This window comes from Actinocatenispora sera, from assembly GCF_018324685.1.
GTDB lineage: Bacteria > Actinomycetota > Actinomycetes > Mycobacteriales > Micromonosporaceae > Actinocatenispora > Actinocatenispora sera.
Genome location: NZ_AP023354.1, coordinates 6,916,694 through 6,943,479 on the forward strand (window position 1 = coordinate 6,916,694; position 26,786 = coordinate 6,943,479).

A 26,786-nucleotide genomic window follows, 5' to 3' on the forward strand; every position below is an offset into this window, starting at 1 on the left:
TCATCCTGCCGTACTCCCGCGCCAGCTCGGTGTGTACATCGACTTCGCCGCCCGCCTGGGCGACCGCCTGATGCAGTTCGTGCAACGACGACACTGCCGACCGCCCAGCCCATACCAGCTTTCGAAGCTGGCCCAGCTGAATCTCGTGGGAGGTGTCAGCGATCCGGACACGCATCTGGAACTCGTCGAGTCCGCCGCGACCACGGAACTTGCTCTCGGCCGCGCCAACCAGGTCCGGAGCACGCTGCGACAGGTGTTCTTCTGCTCGGGCGCGCGCGAGCCAGTCGAAGGCCGTGCCGGTCCGGTCCAGAACCGGGCCGAGATGGCGCAGCGACCGATGCCAGATCGTCTCGATCTCGGCCCGATGATCCCGAACGAACGAGAGATCAGATGCCCCATCGCCCTCGCCGATGGTGTCCGGGATCCGCCATTCCACTCCGGTGCTCTCGGGGTCACCGCCGATTCTCGCGGCAACCAGTCCACGCCGTACCGCGCGGAGAGAACCGGCGCGCGGGCGCCGCCATGGTTGTCCACGACCACAGTCACCGGGCGACCGTCCAGCCCCAACGCCTGCCGCAGGCCGCCCAACTCGACAGCATCGCGCTGCCAGTGCCCATCCTCGTCGACCGAGATCGTGTGATGCTCGACGATGCCGTCGAGATCGTCGCGCGTCTCGAACCTTCCGACAAATTCCGCTGGCTTCAATGCCGGTACGAGCGACCACGGCATGAAGCCGGGATTCACCGATCGGATACCTCGCAACGACTCCGGCAGCTCACCGTTCTCATCCCGCAGCGGATCGAACTCGGCTGGGACCTCGATTTCCTGCAGCCGACCATTCGGCCGATCCGGCTCGAACGCACGGAACCCCGAATACGCACGGCTCGGGTGCATAAATACGTCGAAAAGATCCTTTCGCGAGACTGTGTGTGATAGGGATCGGTAGGTAATGTCCTCGGATCCGACAACCAACGTGTCCAGCACCCGAGATACCCGCCACGCCGCCAAACCGGCGCCCAGGTGCCCGGCATTGCAGGCGCTCATGGAGATCTCCTTGCCCTGGCTCCACCGCACCGCGCCCTCGGCGGCGAGCACCGCCAGGCCATGCGCGAACAACTCCGGGCGTAGGAACGAATGCCCGATCAGGAGGAGACCGTGCATGCTGCCATGCATGGTGACGGCGAGCGTACCCGGCGCCCGCTCATTGAGATTCTGTGGGAAGGCAGGATCGTCCCGTGCCATGAAGACCAAGTGGTCGGCCGAGCTATTAGCGAGGCCACCACGCATCGCTATCAGCGCCTGTTCGGGATCCTCTTCGATTCGCGAATCTATTCGGTTGCGGACCTCCGGCAGATCGTTCGGCCGCACGCCGGTCATCTCGGCGAGCAGCACCGCCCGCCGGACCACCCGCCGGAACGCCTCATCGGCGATCGCGACCGTCGGATCGGCGATCTCAGTCTGATCCATCGAGTCGCGAAGAGCACGCACCGCATCCAGCGCTTCGTGCAGATCCGCCATGATGTGCCGCGGTGGGGGCGCCACGTCCACCGCCGGATCGCCGCCCCACGGATCGACCAGGTCGGCTTCGAGGTGCCGGGCGCCGTGGTACTCGATCGGGCGGCTGGGGGCGCGCAGCACCGGTTGGCCGGGCGCTTCGACCAGGTCGCGGTACGACTCGGCGCGGTGCCGGTGGTACTCGGCGATCTGGCGCTCGTGTTCGGCCCGGTCGACGAGGTCGGCCCGCTCCGCCTCGGTCAGCCGCGGGTCCTGCGCCCGGTCGGTGAACGCCCGCTCGGTGAGGCGGTGGGTCGCGAAGCCGTGCTCCGCCCGCTCGGCGAGCCGGGTCGCCCAGGCGTCGCGCAGCGGCCCGGGCCGTTCCTGGGCCAGCAGCTCCGGCGACGGGTCGACGTGGCTGGCCGGCGCGTCCTCGGCGCCGAACCGCTGCTGGTAGTGGTCCAGCTGGCTCGGCGGGGCGTCCTCGATCAACCGCACCCGGTCGTTCGCGTCGAACACCTGGGCGTCGAGGCGGTCGATGGCACCCTCGTCCACCTCGACCGGCCGCGACCGGCCGAACGGCGTGTCGGCGTCGTAGTAGGTGGTGCGCGTGCCGTCGTGGTACGCGAGGAGTACGTGGCCGCGACCGTCCACCCGCACGTACCCGACCGTCGCGTACGACGTGCCGGTCTCCGCCGCGGCCTGATGCAGGGTCTGCTCGATCCGATCGAAACCGCGCGCCGCGTCGGCGATCCGGTCGCCGGTCACGCCGAGCCGCCGGTACGGGTCCATCAGCGCCTGGGTGCGCTCGGCAGTCGCGACCCGGCTGCGAATCCCACCCAGCTCGTACCGCTGGTCGCGGCCCGGTTCGCTGGCGTGCGCGCTGAGCGTCTCCACCGCCGTCGCGTACCGCGCGGCCGGGATGCTCGCATCCAGCGTGCCCCGGGCCAGGGCGACGGTGTCCTCCGGTGCGACCGTGGGGTGCCCCCGCAGCGTCTGAACCGCGGCCCGCAGCACCTCGACGCAGTTGGACCGGCCGTCCGACACGTGCCGGAACCAGCTACGCGGGTCGCTGCGCGCGAACTCACCCCCCGGCTCGCGGGGCAGCTGCGCCTCCAACCGCTCCTGCCGGGCCCGGGTCGGCGCCATCGTCTGCTGGTCGAGACCCCGTTTCGTCAGGTCGGTGACGCCGTTGCGGAACGGTTCGACACTCTCCTCGTCCCGCCGGTTCATCTCCGCGTACGCCCGGGGCGTGTACCGCAGGTCGGTCGTGGTGCGCACCGGCCACGGCCGGGTCCAGTCGGTGAGCACCTGCACCCGCTCCCGGGCGGCCGCCACGTCCCGCAACCGCTCGTCGGCCTCGTGCGCGAGCGCCTGATCCACCGCGGCGAGCTCGTCGTTGCTCGGCCGGCCCCGGCCGGTGTCTCGCCAGATGTCCAGGCTGCGCACCGCCTCGGCGTGCCGCTCTCGCGCCGCGTCCAGCTCCTGCTGCGCCGCCGGCAGCAGCTCCTCCGCCTCCTGCCGAGCCACCCGACGGACCTGCTCCGCGCGGGCATGGTCGATGCTCATCGCATGCCGCGGGTCGTGCGTGCCGTGGTAGCCGACCGGGTCGCTGCCGGCCGCCCGCCACCGTGGACCCGGCTCGGCCGGGCCGTCGTGCAACCGGGACTCGAGGCCGACGATCTGCTCGTGCAGCCGCCGCGCGTCGGCCGCACCCGCCGGGCCGTCCAGGGCGGCGTCGGTCAGCCGCTCGTACCGCTCCGCCAGCCGCGCGTGGAGCTCCGGCTGCGCGTACAGCTTGGCCAACCGCTGATGCTCGACGCCCTGCTCGTGCGCGAACCGGGCGAGCTCGGTCGGTCCGGCGCCGCGCTCGTGCTCGGCCACCAGACGCTCCCGCTCGACGGGCACCGGACCCGATTCCGGTTCCGCCGCATCCGCCTCGACGTGCTCGCCGGCGACGGCTTCGGCCGGCATCCGCCGGCCGCCGTCGGAACCGGCCAGCGCATCGGCCGCCTGCCGCAGCGCCACCGTGCCCTCGTCCAGCGCACCGCGGATCGACGCGTGCTGGTCCGCGCCGTCGCCGCCGAGCAGCACCACCCGGTCGGCGCCCGACTCGTCGAGGTGCCGCGGTGCGGCGTGCTCGCCGGCCGGTACGAACAGGGTCGTCTCGGCGCCGCCGCTCTCCCCGCGCAGGGCGAGCAGCAACGACCGCAGCTCGGCGACCGTCTCCCGGGTCGGCGTGCCGGACGGGTCGCCGCCGTGTCCGGCCGACACCGCGACGATCGCCGTGCCGGGCCGGTCGGCGGCGTCGCGCAGGTTCTCCGCCCACCGGTCGGTCTCGGCCTGGTGGTCGATCGAGCCGGCCACGACGCCGACCGCGTCCGCGGCGCGCAGGTCGCCGTGGATGCGGACGGCGCGGTCGATCCCGTCGACGGTGCCCTCGAACGCGGCGAACCGTGGCCGCTGCTCGACCACCCGGGTGACACCGTTCGCGTCGCGCACCAGCCGGTGCTCGGGCGTGCGGAACTCGTCCAGGGTGCGCACCAGCCGGTCGACAGCCTGGTACCGGGGGTGTTCCAGCAACTGCTCGGACCGGCGGTACCCGTGCTGCCACAGGTGCCGGCGAAGGTCGTCGCGGGCCTGCGAGGCATGCCGGTGCAGTCGGTCGATCGCCACCTCGTTGGCCGCCGTACGGTCCGCGAGCGGGATGCCGTCCAGGTTGCCGACCAGCTCCGGTACCCGCTCGACGACCGCCTGCCGGTCCGGTTCGGCGAGCTGCTCCCACCGGCTGCGTACGGACTGCTGCAGGTCGGCGAGCTCGGACTCGCTCGCCGCCGGGTCGTGTGCGGCGACGCGGGCGGACGCGTCCAGATCGGTCAGGTCGGTGATCCGATCGGCCACGTCGACCGGACGCGCGGCGTCGGCCGCGGCCACCGGGTCCGGCTCGGCGGGCCCACGGTCGACTCCGAACCGCAGCTCGTAGGTGCCGTCCGTACCGTGGAACCGCAGCCCACCATCCGAGGGCTGCGCATCGTGCGTGGCCCAGGGGAAGTCCGGCGGCTCGATCCCGGCGCGCCGCAGCGCGGTCGCGATCCCGCGCAGCGTCGTCGCCCACCGCTCCCGCGGGGCTCCCTCCGCCGCCGCCCACTTCCGGGCGAAGTGCGGCCACTCGCGGGCCCGCGCGGCGAGGCACTCGCCGGACAGCGGCTCCTCGGTGCGACCGGCGCCGGACAGGATGTCGCGCCCCACCCCCTGCGTCTCGTCCCGGGCATGCGCGGTCTGCTCGTCGATCGCGTGCGACAGCTCGTGGATGCGGACCGAGGCCACCACGTCGAGCGGGGTGTGCTCGTCGATCGTCACCAGGTGCGGGTCGTTCGCCGTGCCGGCCCGCACGTCGAGCTCCGCCAGGTTCGGCCCCTCGACGGTGCCCGTCCGGTACTCGACGTGCTGCCGGTCCAGTCGGGGATCGGCCGGGTCGAACCAGGCGCGGTTGCCCTCCCACCGAGCGGCCGTACCGTCGTCGCGGACCAGCTCGGCGAGGTCGGTCGCGGTCGGTCGGGTGTCCGGACGCGCCAGGTCGGCGCCGGTGAGCCGGGGGTTGTCCGGATGCTTCAGCAGCGCGGTACCGGGCAGCTCCGGGTCGTGCACCCGGACCGGCTCGGGTAGCGCCGAATCGAACGCGCCCGCCGGGCGGGTCCGGTCCAGGTACGTGTCGAACCACGCGTCGTCGTGCCGGGACGTGCGGAACGTCAGCCGCGGCCGCTGCCGGACCGTCCCGTCCGGCGAGGCCGAGCCGGGCTCCTGCCGGCCGTCGCCGTCCCCGGGCCGGTCCAGCGGGATGGGGTCACGCGCGTCGCCGACCCGGCCGGACCGCGCCTCCAGCTCCGACCAGCGCTGTTCGATCTCGGCCGGCAACTCCGACAGCCGCTCGTAGTGGTCCAGGAAGCTGTCCGCGATCCGGGCGGACGCGAAGATGTGCTCGGCCGACGGGCGACCCATGAGCCGGCCGCCGAGCTGGCCGAACGCGATCGCGTCGGTGATCGCCTCCCGGGTGGCGAAGTCGGCCCCGTACGCCCGGACCGGCCACATCGCCACCTGCCCGAGGGTGCCGTGCAGCAGCCGCGTGGTCAGCGCGCCGTGCGTCGCGGCGGTGATCACCTGCGCGGTCACCCCCACCGCGGACGGCAGTACCGCGTCCTTCAGGTGCTCGCGGAACGAGGCGGGGTCCGGACGGTGCCGCTGGTCGTAGGCGAACTCGCGGAGCACGTCCTGGGCGGCCCGCAGCTTCGTCTCGTACGGCACCGACGGGTCGTCGGTGACCTGCACGTGCAGGTGCGTCTCGTCGTAGAAGTACCGCGCGGCGCGGGCGGCCGCGCCGTCCAGCGTCGCCGCCGGCACCACCGTGACGCGCGCGTGCAACGAATCGAACCGGGATACCGGCCCGCGCCGGAGCGGGTCGCCGTCCTCCGGGAACTTCACCCGGAACGTGGACCCGCCGAGCCGCTCGGCCCGCGTCGGGCCGGGCAGGCCCCGCTCGGTGATGTCGGAGACCAGCCGCCGGCCGAGGGTGGAGTGCTCGTCACCGAGCATCTCGCCCAGCCGGGTCTGGACCGCGGTCAGCCGGTCCCGGTCGGCCTCCTCGGCGTTCTCGTGCGCCGCGACCGCGCGGTACGAGTCCAGCACCGTCTCGGTGAACCGTTCCAGCTCGGTGCGGGCCTGAATCTGGTGCTCGCGCAGCAGTTCCGCGGTCACGTGGCTCGGATCGTCGCCGCCGTACTGGTTCTCCACCCGCTGCGCCTGCCGGACCCGGGCGAGCGCCCAGTCGCCGACCGCCACCGGTGCCTGCACCGCCAGCCCGGCGAGCGTCAGCCAGGCACTGTCGATGTGGCCGGTCAGCGCCGCGACGGCGCCACCGACCACGGTGTACGCGCCGTATCCGGACATCCGCTGGGCGAACCGGACCCACAGCCGCGGGCGGCCGGTCAGCTGCCAGTTGATGGCCTTCTCCGCCACTCGGACGGCGATCCGGCCCGCCTCCTCCGGATCGATGGTGCGGGTGCCGTCCGGCCCCGGATGGGTCGGCACGGTGATGCGCACCTTGCCGTGCCCGACCCGGGCCCACCGCGGTTCGGTCTCCCCGTCCCTGCCGTGCTCCAGGTAGATGCGCACCGAGCCGCGCTCGGTCTTGATCCGGAAGCCGCTGACCTCCTTGGTCTTGGCACCTGTCGATCCGTCAGCGGACGCGGCGTCCGGCCGGTCTCCCTCGTCGCCGGCCGGACGCCCCTCGGCATCCGGCCGGCTCCCCTCGCCGTCCGGGCGCCCCTCGCCGTTCGGTCGTGTCTCCTCGCCGCCTTCGACAGCCGAGCGAGCCTCGACATCGGGCCGGGTCTCGGCATCGGGCCGGGCCTCGACATCGGGCCGGGTCCCGGTCTCCGACTCGGCGGCGTGCTCGTCCGGCAGGAGCGTGCCCTCGTCCGGGCGGGCCTCGTCCGGGCGGGCCTCGTCCGGCTTCTCCTCGCGCACCGGGACCTTGAACGTCGTGCGCTTGACCGCGTCCTCGCCGAACGCCTCCTGGCTGCGGAGCGTCTCCTCCAGGCCCCGGTAGCCGCCGATGCTCTCGTCGCCCGGCCGAGCATCGACGAACGCGTCGAACTCGACCCGCTCGGACGACAGGCTGGCGTCCCCGAGGTCCTCGGACAGCCGGCGCCGCTGCTCGTGCGCCGCGTCCGCGAGCGCACTGAACGCCCGGTCGACCGCCGCCGCCGAGGACTTCTGCACGTTCTTGTCGAGCTTGTTCTCGAACTCGTACTGGTCCTCGAAGTGCTCCTGGCTGGCCCGCAGCGCGGCCTTCTCGGAGCTGCGGTTCAGCAGCACCTGGTAGGCGCTGTCGGTCCAGCTGTACAGGAACCGTTCGAGCGAGGCCGCCTCGCGGAAGTGCGCGTGCTCGACCATCGACGTCCGGCGGGCTCCGGTGGCACCGCTGGACGAAATGATCACGTCCTCGACCGCGCCGGTGGTGCCGACCCGCTGGCCCTGCCGCAGCGGCTGGCGGACCATCCCGCGCAGCCAGTCGCCCAGGCTGCTCAGCTCCCGGACCCGGGAACCTCGCTCGGCGTCGGCCACCGCCGCGAACGCCTTCCCCAGCTCCTCCTGCCGCTCCCGCTCGCCGAGTTCGTGGAACTTCGGCGACACCGTCATCCGGTAGTGGCCGCCGCGGCCGGAGATCGGCTGTACCTCCAGGGTGCGGTCGGATCCGGTGAGCTCGGCGACCCGGACGTGGACGTCGGCCCGCAGCATCGAGGGCGCGAGCCGCAGCGCCCCGTGCCAGCGCTCGCTCCACGTCGGCCGCTCGTCACCCAGCGGCCCCTCCATCCGGTACCGGAACTCGCCGTACCGGATGCCGCCGACCTTCACGTCCTTCGGGTGCAGGTCGAGCCGGTCGAAGCCGTCGAACGTCGGCTCCTCGGCACGCTCCTCGCTCGACGACTCCTCCTGCGCCTCGCGATGGTGCTTGGCCAGGGCGTCGACGGCGTCGGTGACCACCTTCCGGATCTCGCTGCGGCGCTCGAGCCCGATCTCGCCGGACCCACCCTCGGCGGGCGTCCCCGACTCACCCTCCGCCGGCCTCGTGGACTCACCCTCGGCGGACTTGGCCGACTCGCCCTCGCCCGGCTTCCCGGACTCGCCCTCGGTCGATGCTGCCTCGTGTCGACCCGGCTCCTCGCCGGCCGCCTCCGCTGCTTTCTCGGCGGCCTTGCGGTCCAGCTCGGCCCATCTCTCGCCGGCCGCCGCCTCGGTCAGCCCCCGCGCCCGCTGCTGAACCTCGGCGGTCCGGGTGGTCAGCTCGTCGACCCGGACGTACGCGCGCCGCTCGATGTCCCACGCCTCGCCGGCCCGCTTGGCCTCGACCTGGCGCACCAGCCGGGTGTGCTGGCGCACGCCGTACGCACCGGTGTTCACCGTGGCGCCCTCGATCATGCTGGCCGAGTACCCGCTGAGCGGGTGCCCGGCGCCCGCCATGGCGCCCTCGAACAGGCCCAGCTTCAGCACCGCGCCGAACACCGCTCGCTTGGTGTTGGTGCGCCAGGAGACGTAGCCGCCGGGGTGGTCGCGCTCCAGCGTGCGCGTCTCGCGCAGCATGTCGTCGACCGCCCGGGTCACCGCCTCGTGGTCGGCCGCGGCCGGGTCGAACAGCACCCGGTAGGTGCGGTCGGCGCGGGCGAGCAGCAGCACGCCGTCGGCGTGCTTGACCACGACGCCTTCGGCGACCCGGTCGCCCGGTTCGAACGGCCGGGGCTGGCCGCCCTCCATCGGGATCCGGGCCCGCTCGTCGGCGCCGAACTCGACCACCCACGGATGGCGCGGCCCCTCGGTGCGCTGGAACGCCTTGTCGAAGGCCAGCTCGTACACGTGCTCGGCGCGCGGGGTCACCGTCACGTGCTCGGCGGTGAACCCGGCGACGCGCGTGTAGATCGTGCCGCGCAACCGATCGGCCGGCGGCGCCGCGTCGAGGCCGCGTTCCACCCGGACCGCGTCCAGCACGTCGCCCCGCAGGTGTTCGGCCACCCGCTGCCACTTGGCGTCGCCGCCCGGCTGCCACTCCATCAGCCCGGCCCGCTCCAGCACCGCGCGCAGCTCCGCGCGGGCCGCCGGCGCGGTCTCGCCGCCGTGGACCACCCGGTCGGCCAGGTACCGCAACGGCTGCAGCACGTCGCGATGGTCCGCCGCACCGAGGTGCACCCGGCGCGGGTCGGTCGCGTGCACCGCGTCGGCGGTCAGCGCCTGCCGCTCCGGCAGCCGGAACGACTCGTGGATCCGGTCCCGGACCCCCGTTCCGGCGTCGGCCAGGTCGGCCGCGAACCGGTGCAGCGCGGTACCGGCGACGAGCTCGTGCACGCCCTCGGCCACGAACACGTGGTAGGTGTCGCCGCCGGGGCCGGGGACCGGGTCGCGGGCCAGGAGGGCGTCGACGCCCTCCGGCAGCCGGGCGGCGACCGGACGAAGCCGGATCGGCTCAGCCTGCCCGTCCCGCGGTACGAACACCGCCACCCCGTCGCGGGCGTCGACCGCGCCGAACGGCGACCGGGCGCCGTGCAGGTCGGGCCGGTAGGCAGCGGACGCGTCGGCGATCCGCGCCGCGTCCAGCGGTACCCCGTCCGCGGTCCGGGTCGAGTCGGTCGACACGACGATGTCGGTGCGGTGCCGCAGCGGCTCCGGCCGTACGTCCGCGGCGAAGAACCGGCCACCGCGCCAGGGGAACTCCGGTGGCTCGATCCCACCGCGCCGCAGCGCCTCGGCCATCCCGCGCAGCGTGCGCTCCCAGTCGTCGCGCTGCTCGGCGTCCCGTGCCTCCGCCCAGCGACGCGCCGCGTGGTTCCACTCGCGGCTGCGGGCGACCAGGCACTCCTGGTCCACGGCGTGGTCGCGGCGGCGCGCCGCCACCAACTCGGCCCGGCCGACGCCCTGTTCCTCGGCGCGCGCCCGGGCGCGCAGCTCGTCGACCGCGTGCGAGAACTCGTGGATCCGGATCGAGCCGAGCACGTCCGCCCGTACGTGCGGGTCGATCATCACGACGTGCGGGTCCTGCGCGGTGCCGGCGTGCAGGTGCAGCTCGGACAGGTTCGGCCCGTCCACCGCACCGATCTGGTAGTCGAAGTACTGCCGGTCCAGGTGCTGCGCCGGATCGACCGCGGTGGGCTCGAACCACGCGCCGTCCTGGTCCCGGCCGAATTCGTCCGCCAGCCCGCGCAGGTCGCTGGGGTGCAGCTGGCTGTCGGAGGCCAGAACGTCCGCGTCGGTCAGCACCGGGTTGCGCGGGTCGGCCACCAGCGGGGTACCGGGCAGCTCCGGGTCGTTGATGCGGCCGTCGTCGCCGGTGCGCCGGTGGTCCGGACCGGTCGGGTTCAGCTCGTCCGGCGCCGCCCGATGCGGCCGGGACCGGAAGTGGCGCTCGACCGCATGCCAGCGCTCCGCAGACCTGGTGTCCTCGGCATGCAGGCCCAGCTTGGCGTCCAGATCGCGGAGCCGGTTCGCCGCCTCGTGCCGGAACGGGTCGTCGACCGCACCGGCCCGCTCCGTCAGGTACCAGCGGCGCTGCAGGTTGCCGGCGTCGGTGTCGGACAGCCGGCCGTGCCCGTCGGATCCCACCGCGAGCACGTCCGGCCGGGTACCGCCGGCCGACCGCCGGCCGAGCCGGTCGAACAGGCCCGCGTCCCGGCTCGCGAGCAGCGCTCCCGCCTGCTGGTGGAACGCCTCGCCGATGCCGAGCCGGTCCAGCCGGTTGGACAGCACGATCACGTCCACCGGCTCGCCGAGGTGCCGCAGCGCCGACGGGATCGTCGTGGCGCGCAGGTCGCCGGGCAGGTCCGCAAACACCGGAAGCACCTGGACCGGGTCCTCCCGGTGCACCACGCCGTGCGCGTCGACCCGATCCCGGTTCAGCAGCAGGTAGCCGTCCTGCTCCCGGATGTCGCCGTACGCGCTGCCCAGCGTGTCGGTGCGGGGGCGACCGGTGAGCGCCCGCAGGTCGGCCCACTGACCGTCCAGATCGGCTCGGCGGACACCCAGCGGGATGCCGGACTCGTCCCCCAGATGCAACGCACCGACCGGATCGTCCCCAGTACGCGGATCGGCTCCGTGCGGGCCGGCTCCCTGCGGGTCGGCCCCGTGCGGGCCGGCTCCCTGCGGGCCGGCTCCGTGCGGGCCGGCCCCCTGCGGGCCGGCTCCCTGCGGGCCGGCTCCCTGCGGGCCGGCTCCGTGCGGGTCCGCTCCGTGCGGGCCGGACCCGGGTGGGCCGGCGGGCGCCGGGGCGGTCGGCTCCGGCCGCGCGGCCGTACCCGACAGCGGATCGGTGCTGTGCCCGGCCGGATCGACGAACACCGAGCGGACCCGGGTGGCCGGGCCGTGCGCCGCCTCGTAGTCGGCCAGCAGCGACCGCAACGGGTCCCGGACCAGCCGGCCGTCCGGCCCGATCTCGGCCCCGTTGCGTACCTCGCCGATCCCGGTGGAACCGGTGGCGGCATCCGGCGCCACGTCCAGCCGGGGCGACTCCGGCGGCCGGACCTGCACGGCCTGCATCGTGCCGTTGTGGTTGCCCACGACCCAGTGCGCCGTACCTCCGTCGGGATGTTCGGTCACCACGATCGCGGTCGCACCGTGGCCGAGCCGACGGACCGCGTCGCCGAACATGTCCGACTGCGCCGGGTGCGGCACCGTCTCGTAGCGCCCGCCGGTGGCGTGCTCGATCGCGCCCGGGATGCCGCCGACCTGGTCGCCCCCGATCCCGCCGCCGGTCAGCAGCGCCACCCCGCGGTCCAGCGCGGTGATCCCCGTCGGCGCGAAGCTCTCCGGCAGGGCGGACTCGTCCAATGCCGGCAGGGCCGGGTCACGCGGCACATCCGGGTCACGGGCGCTGCCGTGGCCGACCTCCGGCGCGGCGGTACTGGCCGGCTCGGGCTGGTGCGACTCGGCATCACCGCTCCAGGTCAGCCGGATCGGCTCGGTCGGCCGGCCGGGCGTCGCCCAGTCACCGGCACCGAGGCCGAGGTTGTCGCGCAGCCCCAGCACCTCGGACACCACCCGGTCGATGCGGCCGTCCCACTCGTACAGCGAGGTGGTGCTCTGCGCCATGTTCCCGACGAGGTCGCGGGACGCCGCACCCGTCAACCAGGACACGTACGCCTTGGCTCGGCCCTTCTTCAGCTCGGCGCCGAAGTCGTGGTAGTGCCCGCCGTAGGCATCGGCGACGCCCTGCAGCGGCCCGCCCACGACCCACAGCGAGTAGTTGCTGATCGACTTCGCATCGAACCCGGGGGCCTGCAGGACCTTGATCGTGGAGCCGTCCGCCAGCTTCTTGGGCACCTCGACCGCGTGCAGGCCGTTGTAGAGCGCGCCGACGCCCTGGCCGACGATCGTGGGCAGCGAGTTGATCAGCTGCTGGCGCAGGTAGTCGGTGGTGCCGGCGACATGCTCCGACATCCCGTAGACCGTCGCCAGGTGGGCGGTGACGCCGGACCAGATCGCCTGGGTGATCTCGGCCGGATCCCGTGTCACGTCGACGAACGCCACCAGCTTGCCGTCCGAGACCCGCATGTCCACGGCCGGCCGGTCGGCCGGATCTCCGGCCGCCGGATCGTGATCGAACCGGGTCGGGACGGTCTCCATGGTGAATTCCTGCCGCGGCAGGATCGACACCGCTTTCGGCCGCGCCTCGATCCGGAACATGTGCGTCCCGGTCTGCTTGATCAGCCGGATACCCAGCCGGTCGTGCACGGTCGTGGTCGGGTCGTCGGGCAACGTCGCGTTGCGGTCCAGCAGCGACCGATGAACCTCCGGGATCGTGTCGGCCGAGGTCGGCACCTCGAGCTCCGTCCACAGCCGGCGGGCCTCATCCCCGACCTCCGGGTGGTCCAGCAGCGGGCGCAGCAGCTCGCGCGCCGCGTCGTGCTTGGACATCAGCCGGTCCATCGCCCACTGCCGGGACATCGACAGCCCGATCGGCGTGTTCAGCTTCTTGAGCTGCTCGGCGTCGGTGACCGGGCTCGACTCCGGCCCGCGGGAGAAGTCGTTCCAGTGCCGGTGCAGGTTCGCGTGGTACTCGGCCAGCACTCCCGGGAACGCGTCCGCCACTGCCACCCGTACCGCGATGTTGGAGTTCTGGGTGAAGCCCTCCAGCGCCGAGGCGGCCCACTTGGTGCCGGCTCCGGTCACCCGGCCGATCAGGTTGCGCGAGATGTAGTCCCGCAGCTCGCGTGGGTTGTTGTGGGCCAGCGCGCGGGCGGCGATGTCGCGTGCCTCCCGGAAGCTCTGCTCGATCTCGGTACGGGTCGCCTGCTGCGACGCACCGACCACCATCGAGTCGTCGTTCATGCCCAGCACCCGCGCGGCGGCGGTACCCGGGTAGTCCTCGGGGACGATGTAGACGTCGATGTGCCGATCGGACCGGACGAACCCGCGCACCAACGGGATGCGGTGACGCAGCCGCGTGGTGGACAGCGTGTACCGGACGATGTCGCGATGTTCCGGGTGCACCTGTGGACCGGAGAGCTTCACCCCGGCCGGCAGATCCTCCCGATGGCTGCGGAAGGCGTCGCTCGCCTCCTGCACGACGTCCGCGCCGGGGCGGCCACGCAGCGACGCCTCGCTCGCGGCACCGGTGTGCACCCGGATGGCGTCCTCGTCCAGGCCCGCCTTCCAGGCCAGCTTCTCGATGTACTCGCGCAGCTCGGTGGCGCCGTTCGACGTCTCCTCGGGGAGCACCGAACGACTCAGCTCGCCCTCGCGCGCCCCGGCGGACATGTCCGCCGCCTCGAACATCCGCTCCGAGAAGTGCTTGACCGTGGTACCGACCCACCGGCCGGCGAATTCGGCCGCGAGCAGGCTGAAGCCGAGCTGCGGCGCGTTCGCGTGGACCAGCAGACCGGCCAGCACTCCACCGGTGAACCCGCCCCACAACGAGTTCACGGTGAGCTTCGTGCGCAGGCTCTGGAACTTCTGCACGAGCTGCCGTTCGGACGACATGACCTCGGCCAGCCGGTCGCGCATGACGTCTTCCATCGTCTTGCCGGCCGGCAGCTCGCGCGGCACGTAGACGATGTGTTCGTTGGTACCGACCCGCCGGGTCGCCGGATCGCTCGGACCGGCGGGCTCGAACCGTACCTTCACCCGTGGTGACACCTGGGTGGCCAGCCGATGCCGCCACCCGTCCGGGCGAGCCTCGCCGTCCGGACGCGCCTCACCGTCCGGACGCGCCTCACCGTCCGGACGTGCCTCACCGTCCGGGCGGGGGCCACCCTCCGGCCGCGCGGGCTCGTGCGGTCGGGCGGTGCTCGGGTCCGCCCAGCCATCGGACGAGCGCGACTCGGCCGGCTTGAGCCGGTCGCGCCGCAGGACCAGCGTCCCGTCCCGGTCGGTGTGCGCGCGCACGTGGTCCACCTGGCGCTCGTCGAGCACCGTGACGGCGGCGGTACGACCGGCCTCGACGAGCCGTTCACGTTCCTCCGGCGTCATCAGCTCGCCGTCGGACCGTCGTGCCACATCGGTGCCGGGCTCCGGGTGCTGCGCGGGATCGTCGGGCCTGCCCTCGCCGTCCGGCCGCGTCTCGCCCTCCGGCCGCGCCTCGCCCTCCGGCCGCGCCTCGCCCTCCGGACGCGCCTCGCCCTCCGGACGCGCCTCGCCATCCGGACGCGCCTCGCCATCCGGACGCGCCTCGCCGTCCGGCCTGGTCTCGCCCTCCTGCCTGGTCTCGCCCTCCGGGCGCGCCTCGCCCTCCGGGCGGGCCGCGCCGTCCGGGCGCGCTCCGGTCAGCTCCGGCCGGCCCGCCTCGTTCCCGGCCGGCAGCTCGGCCCGCATCCCCCGAGCGGCCAACCGCGGGTCCGCGACATCGCGCAGGGCGCCCAGGTCGCGCTGCAGGTGGGTCCGGGGATCCTGATCGCTCCAACTCGTGCGCTGCTCGCGCAGCATGGTCTGCACGTTGTCGATCGTGTGCCGCAGGTAGTGCACCAGCACCGGGCCGCTGACGAACAGGCCCAGCAGGCCGGCGGTGAACGACCCGGTGCCCTGGGCCAGGGGAAGGTAGCCGGACAGCAGCGCACCGGCCAGCACGGACACCTTGGACAGCGGCCCGGCGATCTCGGTCGCGAGCATCTTGCGAACCGACGGGAGCCGGCTCGGGGTGCGTTCGGTGGCGAGCATGTCCGCGAGCTGCCGGTGGAGCTCCCGCCGGATGTGCTCCGGAGAGATGTTGCCTGGCCAGTCCTCCCGCACCGTCAGCTTGAAGTACCCGGGGGACACCTGGCGGGAGTCGACGAGCGCGTCCGGCACGTCCGGTGCCGCGCTGTCGAACCGCACCACCTCGCCGTGGAACAGCGCGTCCGACTCGACGTGCCCGATCTCGACCCGTACCTCGATGCCGGGGTCGATCGCCGCCAGCAACCGGTCCATCCCGTGCTGCTCGGGCCGGACGCTGAACAGGCTGTTCACTCCGCGCTGGGGCAGCAGGTCGTGCGGGCCGCGGACGTCCGCGAGGTGCGGCGAGGACGGGTCCCGCTCGGTCCGTGGCTCGATCCGCAGACCGTCGATTCCCTCACCGAGGATCCGGACGACCTCGTACTGCGCCGGCAGGTCGTGCCCGTCGTTCACCTCGGCGAGCAGCCGCCAGGTTTCGTCGCTGACCCGGTCGGACACCCAGTCCCGCCGCCGGTCCGCGCCGTCGGTGTCCTCGGTCAGCGCCCGATCGCGCACCGCCTCCTCGATACGGTCCCGGGTCGCCGCGTCGGCGGTCTCGTGCAGCCGGCCGAGGGCACGCAGTTCGGCCAGCCGCACCGCGTCGTGCGGGGTGGTGAACTTCAGGCGCTGCACGGTACGCGGCAGCCAGCCCTTCGACGGCTCGTTCCACAGGATGTGGTCGTGCCGCCGTTCCGGGTGGACGATCCAGGAGACCCGCCGCGGCGGTCGCTGCCTGGCCTCGGCCACCGCCTCGGCGACGACCCTCGCGACCGCCACCCGACGCCCGGCGTCGTCGGCCGGCAGCTCCCGGTTGGCCCGGTCGAACAGCTCGACCCGGATCGGACGGCCTCGATGCCGGGTGACCTCCAGCGATCCGTCGGCGTTCAGCCGCAGACCGGCGGCAAGCTCGTGCCGGTCCGGCCCCACCAGATCCGGCAGCAGTTCATGGACGGTGCCGAAGAACGCGGCCTCGTTCGCCGTCAGCCCCTCGGCCGCCAGGCTGATCTCCTCGACCGTGGCGCCCCGGTCCACCCCGTCGGCCAGCAACCGCCGGGCGGCCGCCGGCAGCGCCCCGCGCTCGACCTCGCCTTCCGCAGCCACCTCGGCGAACCGCTGCCGGGCCGCGTCCCGGACGTCCGCCGGCAGCTCACCCCGGCCGGCGATCTCGGCCAGCGCGGACAGCGTGGTCACCCGCCGGTGCGTCGCCGCGTCCGCGCCGCCGGGACGTACCGCGTCGTCGACGGCCGCGGCGAGCCGTTCGACCGCCGCTACCGTACGCTCCGGCGACCGGCCCTGCGCGGCGATGTCGTCGAGGACCCGGCGCGGGTCGACGTCGACGTCGCGCCCATCGGCGGTACGCACCCGGAGCCGGCCCTCGTCGAGTCCGACCGAGCGGGCCCGGTGCCCGGGCTCGGCGCCGGTCAGCGCCCGCGCGGCGGTCGCCACGTCGTCGCGGACCGACTCCTCGTACCGGCTGTCGAGGCCGTCGCGCAGATCCTCGTGCCGGACCTCGTCGACGATCCGGCGCAGCTCGGCCGGCAGCATCGACCTGGCCTGCACCAGCCGCGGCTCGGTCCCGGTCCGGTCGGTCAGGCCGGTGTCCGCCGCCCGCTGCCGCAGCTCCTCGGCGAGATCGTGCCTGGCCGCGTCGAGCCGCGCCGCCTCCACGTAGTCGCCGGAACGCCGTGCCTCGGCGGCGCGCTCGGTCAGCCGGGCATGCGCCGCGGCACGGCCGTGCTGGCCACCCACCTCTGCCAGCAGCGCCCGCTGTTCCGGTGGCCAGCCGGCCAGCCGGCCCGAAGCGTCCTCGGCGAGCGCCCGGCCGATCGCCTCGCCGACCGTCGTGAGCGCGAGCTCCTCGTACCGTTCCCGGGCGGCTCGAACGTCCACGTCGGTCAGCCGCGCGGCCGCCGCCGCGGTCACCGTCTCGTGCGGTTCCGGTAGGCGGACCTCGATCGGGGCCCCGTCCAGCGGCCAGACTCGCACGGTCGCGCCGTCCACCAGCTCGGCCCGGCGAACCAGGCCGGTACCGCCGGCGCCGAGGTCTGCCACCACCGCGTCCACGGCGGCGACCAGGCGCAGGTGCTCGGCCGGCGGGCTCGCCAGCTCGACCTCGCGCGGCGCCGCGCCGAAGTGCTCCAGCAGCGCCCGCTCGTACCCGCCGAGCGGCTTGACGAACTCCACCCGCAGCTGGCCCGCGTCCCGCAGGTCGTCACGCAGCCCCAGCTCGGTCAGCAGGCCGGCGATGCGGCGCTCCACCGCGTCCCGCTGCGTCCCGTACGACTGCTCGTGCAGCCGGGCGAGCGCCTCGAACCGCACCGACCGGCTGGCCACCTCGGGGTTGCCGGACAGCTCGGCCCAGTCGCCCCGGGACAGCCGGAGCTCGGTCGCGAACCGGCGCGCCAGCGCCTCGGTGACCAGCACCGGTACCCGTTCGTGGTGCGGGCCGGTGACCGCCGGATCGGCGGCCACGTGCGGGATCGGCACCTCGACCCGGCGGCCGTCGTGGCTCAGGCCGATGACCCGGTCGCCGGCGGTGCTCAGGTACGCCCGGGCCAGCGGGTGGCGCCCGGCCGGTCCCTCCAGCGCGGCCAACGCGTCCGGCAGCGCCGCGCGCACCTCGGCCGGTACCGGCGGCAGTTGGCCGGCGGGGTCCGGGACCGGCTCGGTCACCTGTTCGGGCGACGCGTCCCGATAGAGCTGGTCCAGCAGGTCGCGTGCCGGCGGGCGCAGCTCGGACCGCAGCAGCCGTCGCGCCATGTCGTCGCCGTGCACCCCGGCCTCGTGCAGCAGCTGGTCGAACCGCGACTCGATCGAGGCGTGCGCCGCGTCCGGCGTCTGGGCATGCAGGTCGGCCAGCGCGTCGAGGGCGCCGATCACCGGCTCGTGGTGCAGGTCGAGCACGGCGTCGATGCGCTGCCCGAGCCGGGCGACCAGCTCGGCATCCGCCGTCGGGTCGGTGATCCGGGGCGCGACGTCGGCCAGCACGTCACCGATGTCGACCTGCTCGGTACGGCCCTGCCGGGTGGTCACGGTGAGCAGCCGGTCGGAGCGGATCCCGGTGTCGGGGTCGGTGGCCCAGTCGACCCGGGCGACCGCGTCGCCGCCCGGGCTGCCGTGCTCGGCCGGCGCGGCGAGCAACTCCCGCGCACCGTCCGCGGTCGAGACCGCCTGGGCGAGCTCGTGGGCGTCTGGCACCCCGGGGGTACGGCGGGGCTCGGCCACCGCGGCATCCGGTGTGGCAACCGGGCGCGGGGCCTGAGCCGGGGTGGTCGCCTCGGCCATCCGGCGCCACGCCGGCACCTCACCCGGCGCGGACCGGGTGTCCCCGCTCGCCAGCGCCGGCCGCTGGCGCCGCGCCTCGTCCTCGGCGGCGATCCGTTCCGCATGGTCGCGTACCACGTCGGCGGCGTGCTCCGAGGTGAGCCGGCGGGTGACCATCGACAGCGCCCGATCCGACTGGTGCACGCCCAGCTCCCGGGCGAGCCGCCCGGACTCTCGCTCGGCAAGGTCACGGACGTGCTCGAGCCGGCGGCGCTCGACGTCGGCGGCCGGGTCCGCGGCGGGGTCGCCGAGCCGGCCGAGGTCCTCGACCGCGGTGCGGTGCAGCTCGAGTACCCGGTCGAGGTAGTTGATCTGTTGCCGGTCGCGCTGCGTCAGCCGGGGCATGTACCAGTCGGGCTTGCGGTGCTCGCTCAGGCTGTCGCCGGAGGTACGAATCCGGCGGTGCCACCACTGGCTCAGCCGTCGGTGGTCGGCCCGCGGCCCGTTCGGCCCCTCGACCGCCCGGGTGTGCATGTCGACCAGCGCGTCGCCCACCTCGCGCAGCACGATCAGGTCGAGTTCCTGCCGGCTCTCGACGTGGATCCGGTCGGACACGACGATCGCGCCCGGCTCGCCGTTCTCCGGATGGGCCCGAACCTCGGCGATCCGTCCCGGCGGCAGCGGCCCGCGCTCGATCCTGGTGCGCACCTCGGTGCCGTCCCAGCCGCGGGCCCGGGCGACGTAGCGCGCCTGGTCGCCGTGCTCCCCCGGCAGGTACCGTTCGGCCACCACCTGCTCGAACGCCGAGCGCTCGGCCTGGCGTACCCAGCTCGCCGCCCGGCCCAGCCCGATCTTGCCCAGCAGCTGGTCGAGCCGGACGCTGGTGCGGTCGCCCCGGGCCGACTCCGGCTCGCCGAGACCGACCCGGCCGAGCAGGCGGTCGAGCACCGAACTCGCCCGGGATCCGCCCAGCAGATCGAGCATCCGCCGCACCGAGTCGTCGATCTCGGCGGTCGACGCGAGCCGGGTCGGGCGGTTCGGGTCGGCCTGCGCGGCGTGGTCGGGCTGCGTCTCCGCCGGGGTCTCCTCGCCCCCGTGCTCGGGTTCCGGCTCCGGATCGTGGGTGCGGGCCTCGGTCAGTGCGTCGGTGGCCCGGTCCAGCGCCGCGCGCAGCTCCCGGTCGGCCTCGTCGGCCGCGGTCCGCTCGGCCGCCGCCTGTTCGCGGGACTGCTCGGCGAGCGCTTCGTGCCGGGCCCGCTCGGCCGGGTCCGACGCCGCCCTCGCCTGGTGCTCGTGGTCGACCGCGGTCAGATCCGCCTGGCGCCCGGCGGCGAGCGATTCCCGGTGTCGCGCGTCGGCGGCGACGAGTTCGGTCTCGACCTCGCGCAGCGACTCGGCGACCCGGTCCAGCCGGTCGGCCGTGCTGCGCAACTCGGCGATCTGCTCGGCGCGCGCCGGCCGGTCCGGATGGTCGGCGGGCAGCGAGCCGAGTTCCGCGTCCGCCTCGGTGGCTCGCTCGCGCAGTTCGAGCGCGTGGTCCTCGACCGCGGTACGCGCCGCGCGCTGCCGGTTGATCGCCTCGGCCGACATCCGGGCGTACCGCTCGGCCGGCGCGTACACCGAGCGGCTCGCGACGAGCTCGCGCACCTCGGCGTCCGCCAACCGCACCGCCGCCTCGTCGCGCTCCCGCTGGGCCACGTCCACCGCGGCCGGATCCGCGTCGGGGTCGGCGTGCAGCCGGGTCAAGCGTTCGTCGGCGGCGCGCAGTTCGGCGCGGGCGTCGGCGGTCGCCACGACGGTACGGCTGATCTCGTCCACCGCTGCCCGGTGCGCCTCGTGCCCGGCCAGCAGGCCCTCGAACCGGTCCGCGGCACCGGCCGCCGACCGCTGCGTACCGGCCTCGGGGGCGTCGGTGACCTCGGGCGCCCAGGCGGCCCGATCCTCGCTGTCGCGGACCTCGTCGAGCCGTTCGATCGAGCTACGGAGCTTGTCGGCGAAGCGTTCGGTGAGGTCGGCGGCGCGGTGCCACTCCTGGTCGGCGATCACGCCGGAGTCGACGACGTCCGGATGGGTCTCCTCGATGCCGGCCGCCCGCAGCATCTCCTGCTCGCGCAGGAACTCGCGGGCCTCGTCCATCCGCTCGTTGGCCCGCAGGTGGATACCCTGCGCGTTGCGCAGCGCCCATTCGGCGTTGTGCAGCCGCTGGGCCCGCGCCTCCAGCCGGTGCCCGTCGTCGACCCGGCCCACGTACCGCAGGTCGCCGGCGCGATCGCGCAGCAGGCTGGCGGCGCGCCGGTAGTCGTCGGCCTCCCGGCCGAGCGTCCGATCGACCTGCTCGACCCGCTCCCGCAGGCGCTGCTCGGCCTGGTCCAGCCGGCCGCGCAACTCGGCCCGTCGGTCCGCCGCGCCCTCGACCCCGGCCCGCTGGTCGGCCTCGGCCCGGACGAGCTGCCGGTCGAGCTCGAGCACCTCGTGCCGGGCGTCGAGGGCGGCCCGGTGGGTGTCCCACAGCTCCCGGTGAGCGGCCGGGACCCGGCCGATACCGTCCAGCACCTGCCGCGGGTCGTCGATGTGCGGCAGCTCCGGTCGGGCCCCCGGATCGGCTATCGCCGGCCACCGGGCGCCGGCTGCGCCCGCCCCGTCGCTGGCTGGATCGGCACCCGGCCGCGGCTCGGCGGTGGGCTGACGCGTTGGCTCGGCCACCGGCTCGGCCTCGGCGGGCAGCGCCTCGACCCGCTCCGGAGCCCGCACCGCGGCGGCACCGGCCGCCGGTGCAGCCGGATCCGGTACCGGCTCGGCGACCGCCTCCGGTGCCTGCCGGGCGGCGGACGAGGCGGGTTCGCCGGTGCCCTGGGTCTGGCGGTCGAGCCGGGACTGGTGGTCCTCGGCCCGCCCGGCATCGCCCCACAGCCGTTGGATGGCGTTCGCGACGGCGGGCCGCTGCTGGTCGAGCCGGCGGGCGGCCGCGTCGAGGGCACCCTGGTACGCGTGCCGGGTGCCCGGCGCGTCCGGTGCGCCGGCCAGCCGGGTCTCGGCCCGGGCGACGCCGGCGCGCGTGCTGCCGAACTCGGTCAGCTCCGCCACCGCGGTCTCGTACGCCTCCGCCAGCCGACGGTAGGCCTGCTCGGCGTCCCGGGCGGCCCGGGCCGCCGTCGCGGCGCGCGGATCCTGACCCCGGGCCGCCAGCTCGGACCCGAGCCGGGCCGACTCCGCGATCCGGTCCGCCAGCAGCTGCCGCACCCGGGCGTGCTCGGCGTCCAGCCCTGCCTGGGCCGCCCGAAGCTCCTGGCGCAGCGCGTTCTCGGTCCGCTGGGTCTCGGTCGAACGGTGCAGCGCGGCGGCTCGCTCCGGGTCGCTCTCCGGCCGGTGCATCACCCGCGCCACGTCCTCGAACGCCGCCTGCCGGGCGTGCGCCGCGGCCTCGTGCCGGATCCGCAGGTCGGCCAGCTCGTTCAGGTCCTGCAGGTTGAGCTGCAGCTCGGCCCGCAGCTCGCGGATCGTCCGCAGCGCCGGATCCAGGGTGGACAACGCCTGATCCAGCCGAGAGCGCCGCTCCGGCGACATGCCGGTCGAGCGGCCCGACCCCTCTCCGGGCTCGCCGGCGGCATGCACCGGCCGGACCACCGGCCGCGGCGCGTCCTCGTACCGGCGGATCTCGGCGGACGCCTGGTCGGCGATCTCGTGCCGGGCCCGTGCCAGCGCATCGGCGACGGTCGCGGCGGCCAGATGCTCGCCCTCGGCCTGCTCGGCCCTGGCCTGGCCGTCCCGGGCCGAGCGGGCCTCGGCCAGCAGCTCGTCCCGTGCCCGGGTGGCCTGCTCGGCCTCGGCCCGGAACTGCCGGGCCTGCTCCGCGTGCGCCTCGGCGGCGATCCGGTGCGGCTCGGCGGCACGGCGAAGCTCGGAATCGCCCGAGCCGCGCAGCCGGTCGTACGCCTCCCGTTCGAGGCGCTCGGCGTCCTCGTGCACCTCGGCGCGGCCCGCCGCCTCGGCCCGGGCCCGGTCCGGTACCCGCGCCTCCGCCGCCAACCGATCGGCCTCGGCGGCGTGCCGGGACGCCTCGCCGCGCCATCCGCCGTCCGCGGCCGGCTCGCCGGCACCGGTGTCCCGGCCGGGCTCGTCGACCCGGCCGGCGGCCCGACCCTCGTGCGTACCGACCCGGTCGCGGGCCGCGGCGGCCGCGCGGTAGGCGTCGCTCGCCTCGGCCGCCGAGCGGCCGATGCCGTCGTAGTACTCGGCCAGCTGCTCGTACCGGGGGCGTTGCGGGTCACCGGCCGGCAGCGTGTCGGCCCGGTCCCGGTAGGTGTCGCGCACCGCCTCGGCGTCGCCCACCCGCGCCCGCAGCTGGTCGCTCGCCGCTCGGGCCCAGCGGGCGTACTCCTGGCCGGCGCGGTCGGCGGCGGCGTGCAGCTCCGCGGCCGCCTGCTCCGCCTCGGCGTGCGAGCGCGCGGCGGCCTCGGCGCGCTCGCGCGCCACCGTCGCCTGCCGGTCCGCCTCCGCCAGCCGGTGCTCCGCGCGCACCCGGACACCCTGCTGGCCGGCGGCGCTGCGGCGGGCGGCGGTGGCGTCGGCCCGCTCCTGCGCGGCCGCGCGCTCGTGCGAGGCGAGTTGGTCGGCCACTCGCCGGTCGCCCGACGCGGTCAACCGGGCGATGTCGGCCTCGTGCCGGCGGGCCCGGTCGGCATGCCACTCGGCCCGCTCCCGGGCGGCGTCACGGCGCTGCTCCGCGACGGCGATCGCGCGCCGGTGCCGGGCGGCCGCGAGCTCGTGCTCGTGCGCCTCGGCGGCCTGCTGCCTGGCCAGTTCCGCCTGGTGCGCGGCCTCCTGCCGGGCGGCGTCGGCGCGAGGGCGAAGGTCGGTGAGCTCCCGCTGGTACGACTCGGCCCCGGCCATCCCCCGCTCGGCCTCGGGCAGGTGCGGCAGGTAGTCCGCGCTCGCCAGGCCCGGGTCGCGCATGGTGACGTTGTCGAACGGTACCGGCCGGCCGGTCTCGCCGGAGAGCACGGCGACCTCGACCGTCCGGAACTCGTCGAGCCGGTAGATCGGGTCGTAGCGCCACTCGCCGGTCTCGACGTTGACGTAGACGCGCGCATCCGCGTCGGTAGCCGAGAACCGGGACTCCCGGCCGGAAGCGAGGTCCGCCGCGCGCTCCGGGCCGGTGACCTCGGTGAACGACCCCACCCGCCACCAGTCGCCGGTGTTCAGGTCGGCGTAGTGGATCTCCCCGTGGTGGTTGACCGCGGCGTAGACGTGGTCACCGCCGTCCCGCCACTCGGCGCCGATCGCCGCGATGGAACCGTGCCCCGCCTCCCGGAGCTGGTCCTCCAGCCGCGCGAACGCCTCGTCGGCCCGCAGCTCCGGCACGGTCAACCGGCCGTGCACGTCCCGGGTCGGCACGGCGTCGCGGTGGAACAGCGTCTGGAACCGGCCGCCGGTCGCCTGGTCGATCCGGGCCCGCAGGTCGCCGTGCGGCACCAGCCGTGGCTCGCCCCCACGGTAGCCGGTGTGCACCGGCTCGGCGGCCACCGTCGGCCGGCCGTGCAGGTAGGTGTCGAACAGCGACAGCCAGCGGTCCACGCAGTTCCCGTCGCCGGGGCCGAGCAGCCGGCGCAACCAGTTCGATCGCGGCTCGGGGGTGCGCTCGATCTCACCGTCGGCGTTGCGCAGCGCCTCCTCCAGCGCCCGCTGCTCGTGCTCCGAGGGCAGCTTGTAGCCGACGCCACCGACGTCCTCGGCCCGCCCGTACGGCCGGGTGGCCCGCACCGACGGGGGTTCGCCGGTACCGGTCAGCCGGGACTCCTGCGGCCCGTCGTGCGGGTCGATCGGCTCGACGCCCACCTCGTCGCTCGGGTGGTTGGCGAACCGGTCCAGCTGCTCGTCGGCCGCGATCGCGGTCTCGGTGATCCGGTCGACACGACCGTCGATCTCCTCGGCGCGGGCGGCCGCCCGGTCGGCGTCCTGCTCCAGCCGGTCGGCGTCGGCGCGCACCCGGTCGGCCTCGGCGGTCGACTCGCGCGCGTCCGAGGCCGCCTGCTCCGCCCGTTCACGCAGCTCGGCCCGGCGCGGGTCGGCGGCGTCGTGCGCCCGCGCGTCGACCGCGTGCTCCCGGGCCAGCCGGTGCTGCTCGGCCGCGCGTTCACGCAACGCGGTTTCGTCGGCGCGGCGGTCCACCACCTCGCCGCGCAGGTCGCGCTCGAGCTGGCGGTGCTCGGCCTGCTGCTGCCGCAGGTCGGCCACGTCGGGCCTGGCCTCGACGGTGTCCCGCACCAGCTCCAGCCGGGCCCGTCGATCAGCCTCGTACCCTTCCCGCCAGCGGTCGGCGGCCTCGGCCGCGCTCTCCGGGCGGCCGGTCTCCGCACCGGACGTCTCTGGCCGGCCCTCGGCCGCCCCCGCCGGCCCGGTTCGCCCAGGCTCGGGCGCCGCGCCGCGCTGACCGGTGCCCTCGGCCAAGCCGGCCGCATGGTCGGTGCCGTACGGGTTGTCGGCGTCGACCCGGATCACCGGCTGGTCCCCGGTCCCGTCCGCCAGCCGGACGTTGCGCGGCGCGTACTCCCCGGTGTTGCCGGCCTGCTCGTACGCGGTGGCCCGCGCGTTGTCGAAGTCGGCGTGCACGTCGTAGCCCGGGTGCACCCCGTCGGCGTCGATCAGCTCCCACCGACCGGTGGTGTACTCACCGGTCGGAGCGACGACGCCGTTGTCCAGGTTCGGAGCGCCATGCTCCGAGGCGCTCTCGCTCGGACCACCGCCGAACGAACCGTCCGCCGCCAGGTATGCCGGGTCGCGGGAGACGACGATCGGCGCCCCGGTCTCGTTGTGCAACTCCATCCCGAAGCTGCCCGGCCAGTCGAACCGCGCGTCGCCACCCTCGCAGGCGATCAGGACGATCCGCTGGCCCGGCCGCCAGCCCGCTTCCTGCAGCAGGTGGTGGGTCTCGCGCGGGTTGAGCCGGTAGCCCTCGAAGCTGAGCGCGTTCGGCTCGCCGTGTGCCACGAGCACGAACGCGTCCGGGTGGGACGGAATGTTCGCCGCGTACCGGGCGAGGTCGCTGCCCGGCTCGGCCAGCACGAGCCGGTTCGGCTCGCCCAGCTCCACCCGGTCGGTGATTTCCCGGATGTGATCCGGAACCATCCCGAGGTGGTTCTCGGCGTGTTCGCAGCTCGTGCAGGGCCGGCGGTACTCGCCGTGCCCCTCGGCGGTCGTGTCGCCGATCTGCACCGCGGAGATGGAGACGTCGCGCAGCCGCTCGGCGATGTAGCTGTACTTCGCCAGGTCATGGTCGGTGGCGCCGCTGTCGCGGAGCCGGTCGTACAGGTCGCCCAGGCTCTCGCGCTGCACGTTCTCGTCGCCGTGGGGCGCCCGCGCCGGGTCGTCCGGGGCGAGGCCGTCGTATTCCCGGTCGAGCCGGATCGCGTGGTCGGACAGGCCGGAGACCTCGGAGCACATGCCGTGCCCGCGACCGGCGACGTACCGGTCCGCCAGCTGCTGCCGGGCGTCGATCCACTCCTGGATCTTCGAGCCGTCCCTCGGGACCTGGCTCTCGTACAGTTTCTTGAACCGCTCGTAGCGGGCCAGATCGTCGGTCTTCCCGCGTTCGGCCGCCTGGGCGTCGAGTGCCCGGCGTGCTTCGGTCACGTCGCGCTCCTTGGCCGCGACGTTCCTGCCGATCGCCTCCCGGGTCCGCTCGTTCGTGGCCGCCCGCAGCTTCTCCTGGGCGCTGTCGAGCCGCTTCTCCAGCGTGGTCAGCTGATCGTGCGCCTTCTTCAGCTCGGGGTTCTCCCGCGCCCACCCGTCCAGCCAGCTCTTACCACCCTTGCCGTCCGGACCGGACCAGAATCCCGCCTCGCCCAGTTCGTTGTCGGACAACTCGGAGCGGACGTGCGCGTAGTCGGCGGCGATCAGCGGGTGCGTACCGGGGGCGACCTCGACCCCCCGGACCCCGCTGCGCGACGTGCTGAAGTGCAGCGAGCCGTCCCGGTCCATGATGACGGTGGCCATCCGCAGCCGCGGCGGCCAACCCGCCGGGTCCGCCGCCCATCCGCGCAGGTCGGCGAACGCCACATCGTCGGCGAACTCGACCGCCCTCCGCCGCGCCTCCGCCCGGGCCGCCGGGTCGTCGACCGACCGCGACTCGGACGGCGGTTCGGAACGGCGGAACCCGTAGCCGTCCGACTCCGGAACCCGTTCCAGGCGACGCCCGTAGTCGGCATCGTGCGGCCGGTCCGGGTCCGCCGCACGTCGCGCCTCCGCGTACTCGGCCCTGGCGGAACGCTGGATGTCCTCGATCTGCCTGGCGATCTCCCGGGTGC

1 protein-coding gene (cut by a window edge) is annotated in these 26,786 nt (G+C 74.7%); it reads right to left on the minus strand.

Annotated features, from left to right (window positions below; translation table 11 throughout):
* A protein-coding gene (locus Asera_RS32425) for a hypothetical protein (protein WP_212804788.1) crosses the window boundary here: on the minus strand, nucleotides 1–26,786 show its 3' portion. Its footprint extends 5,110 nt past the window's final position; only the last 26,786 of its 31,896 coding nucleotides appear in the window; its start codon lies off the right edge, out of view; the stop codon is at nucleotides 1–3.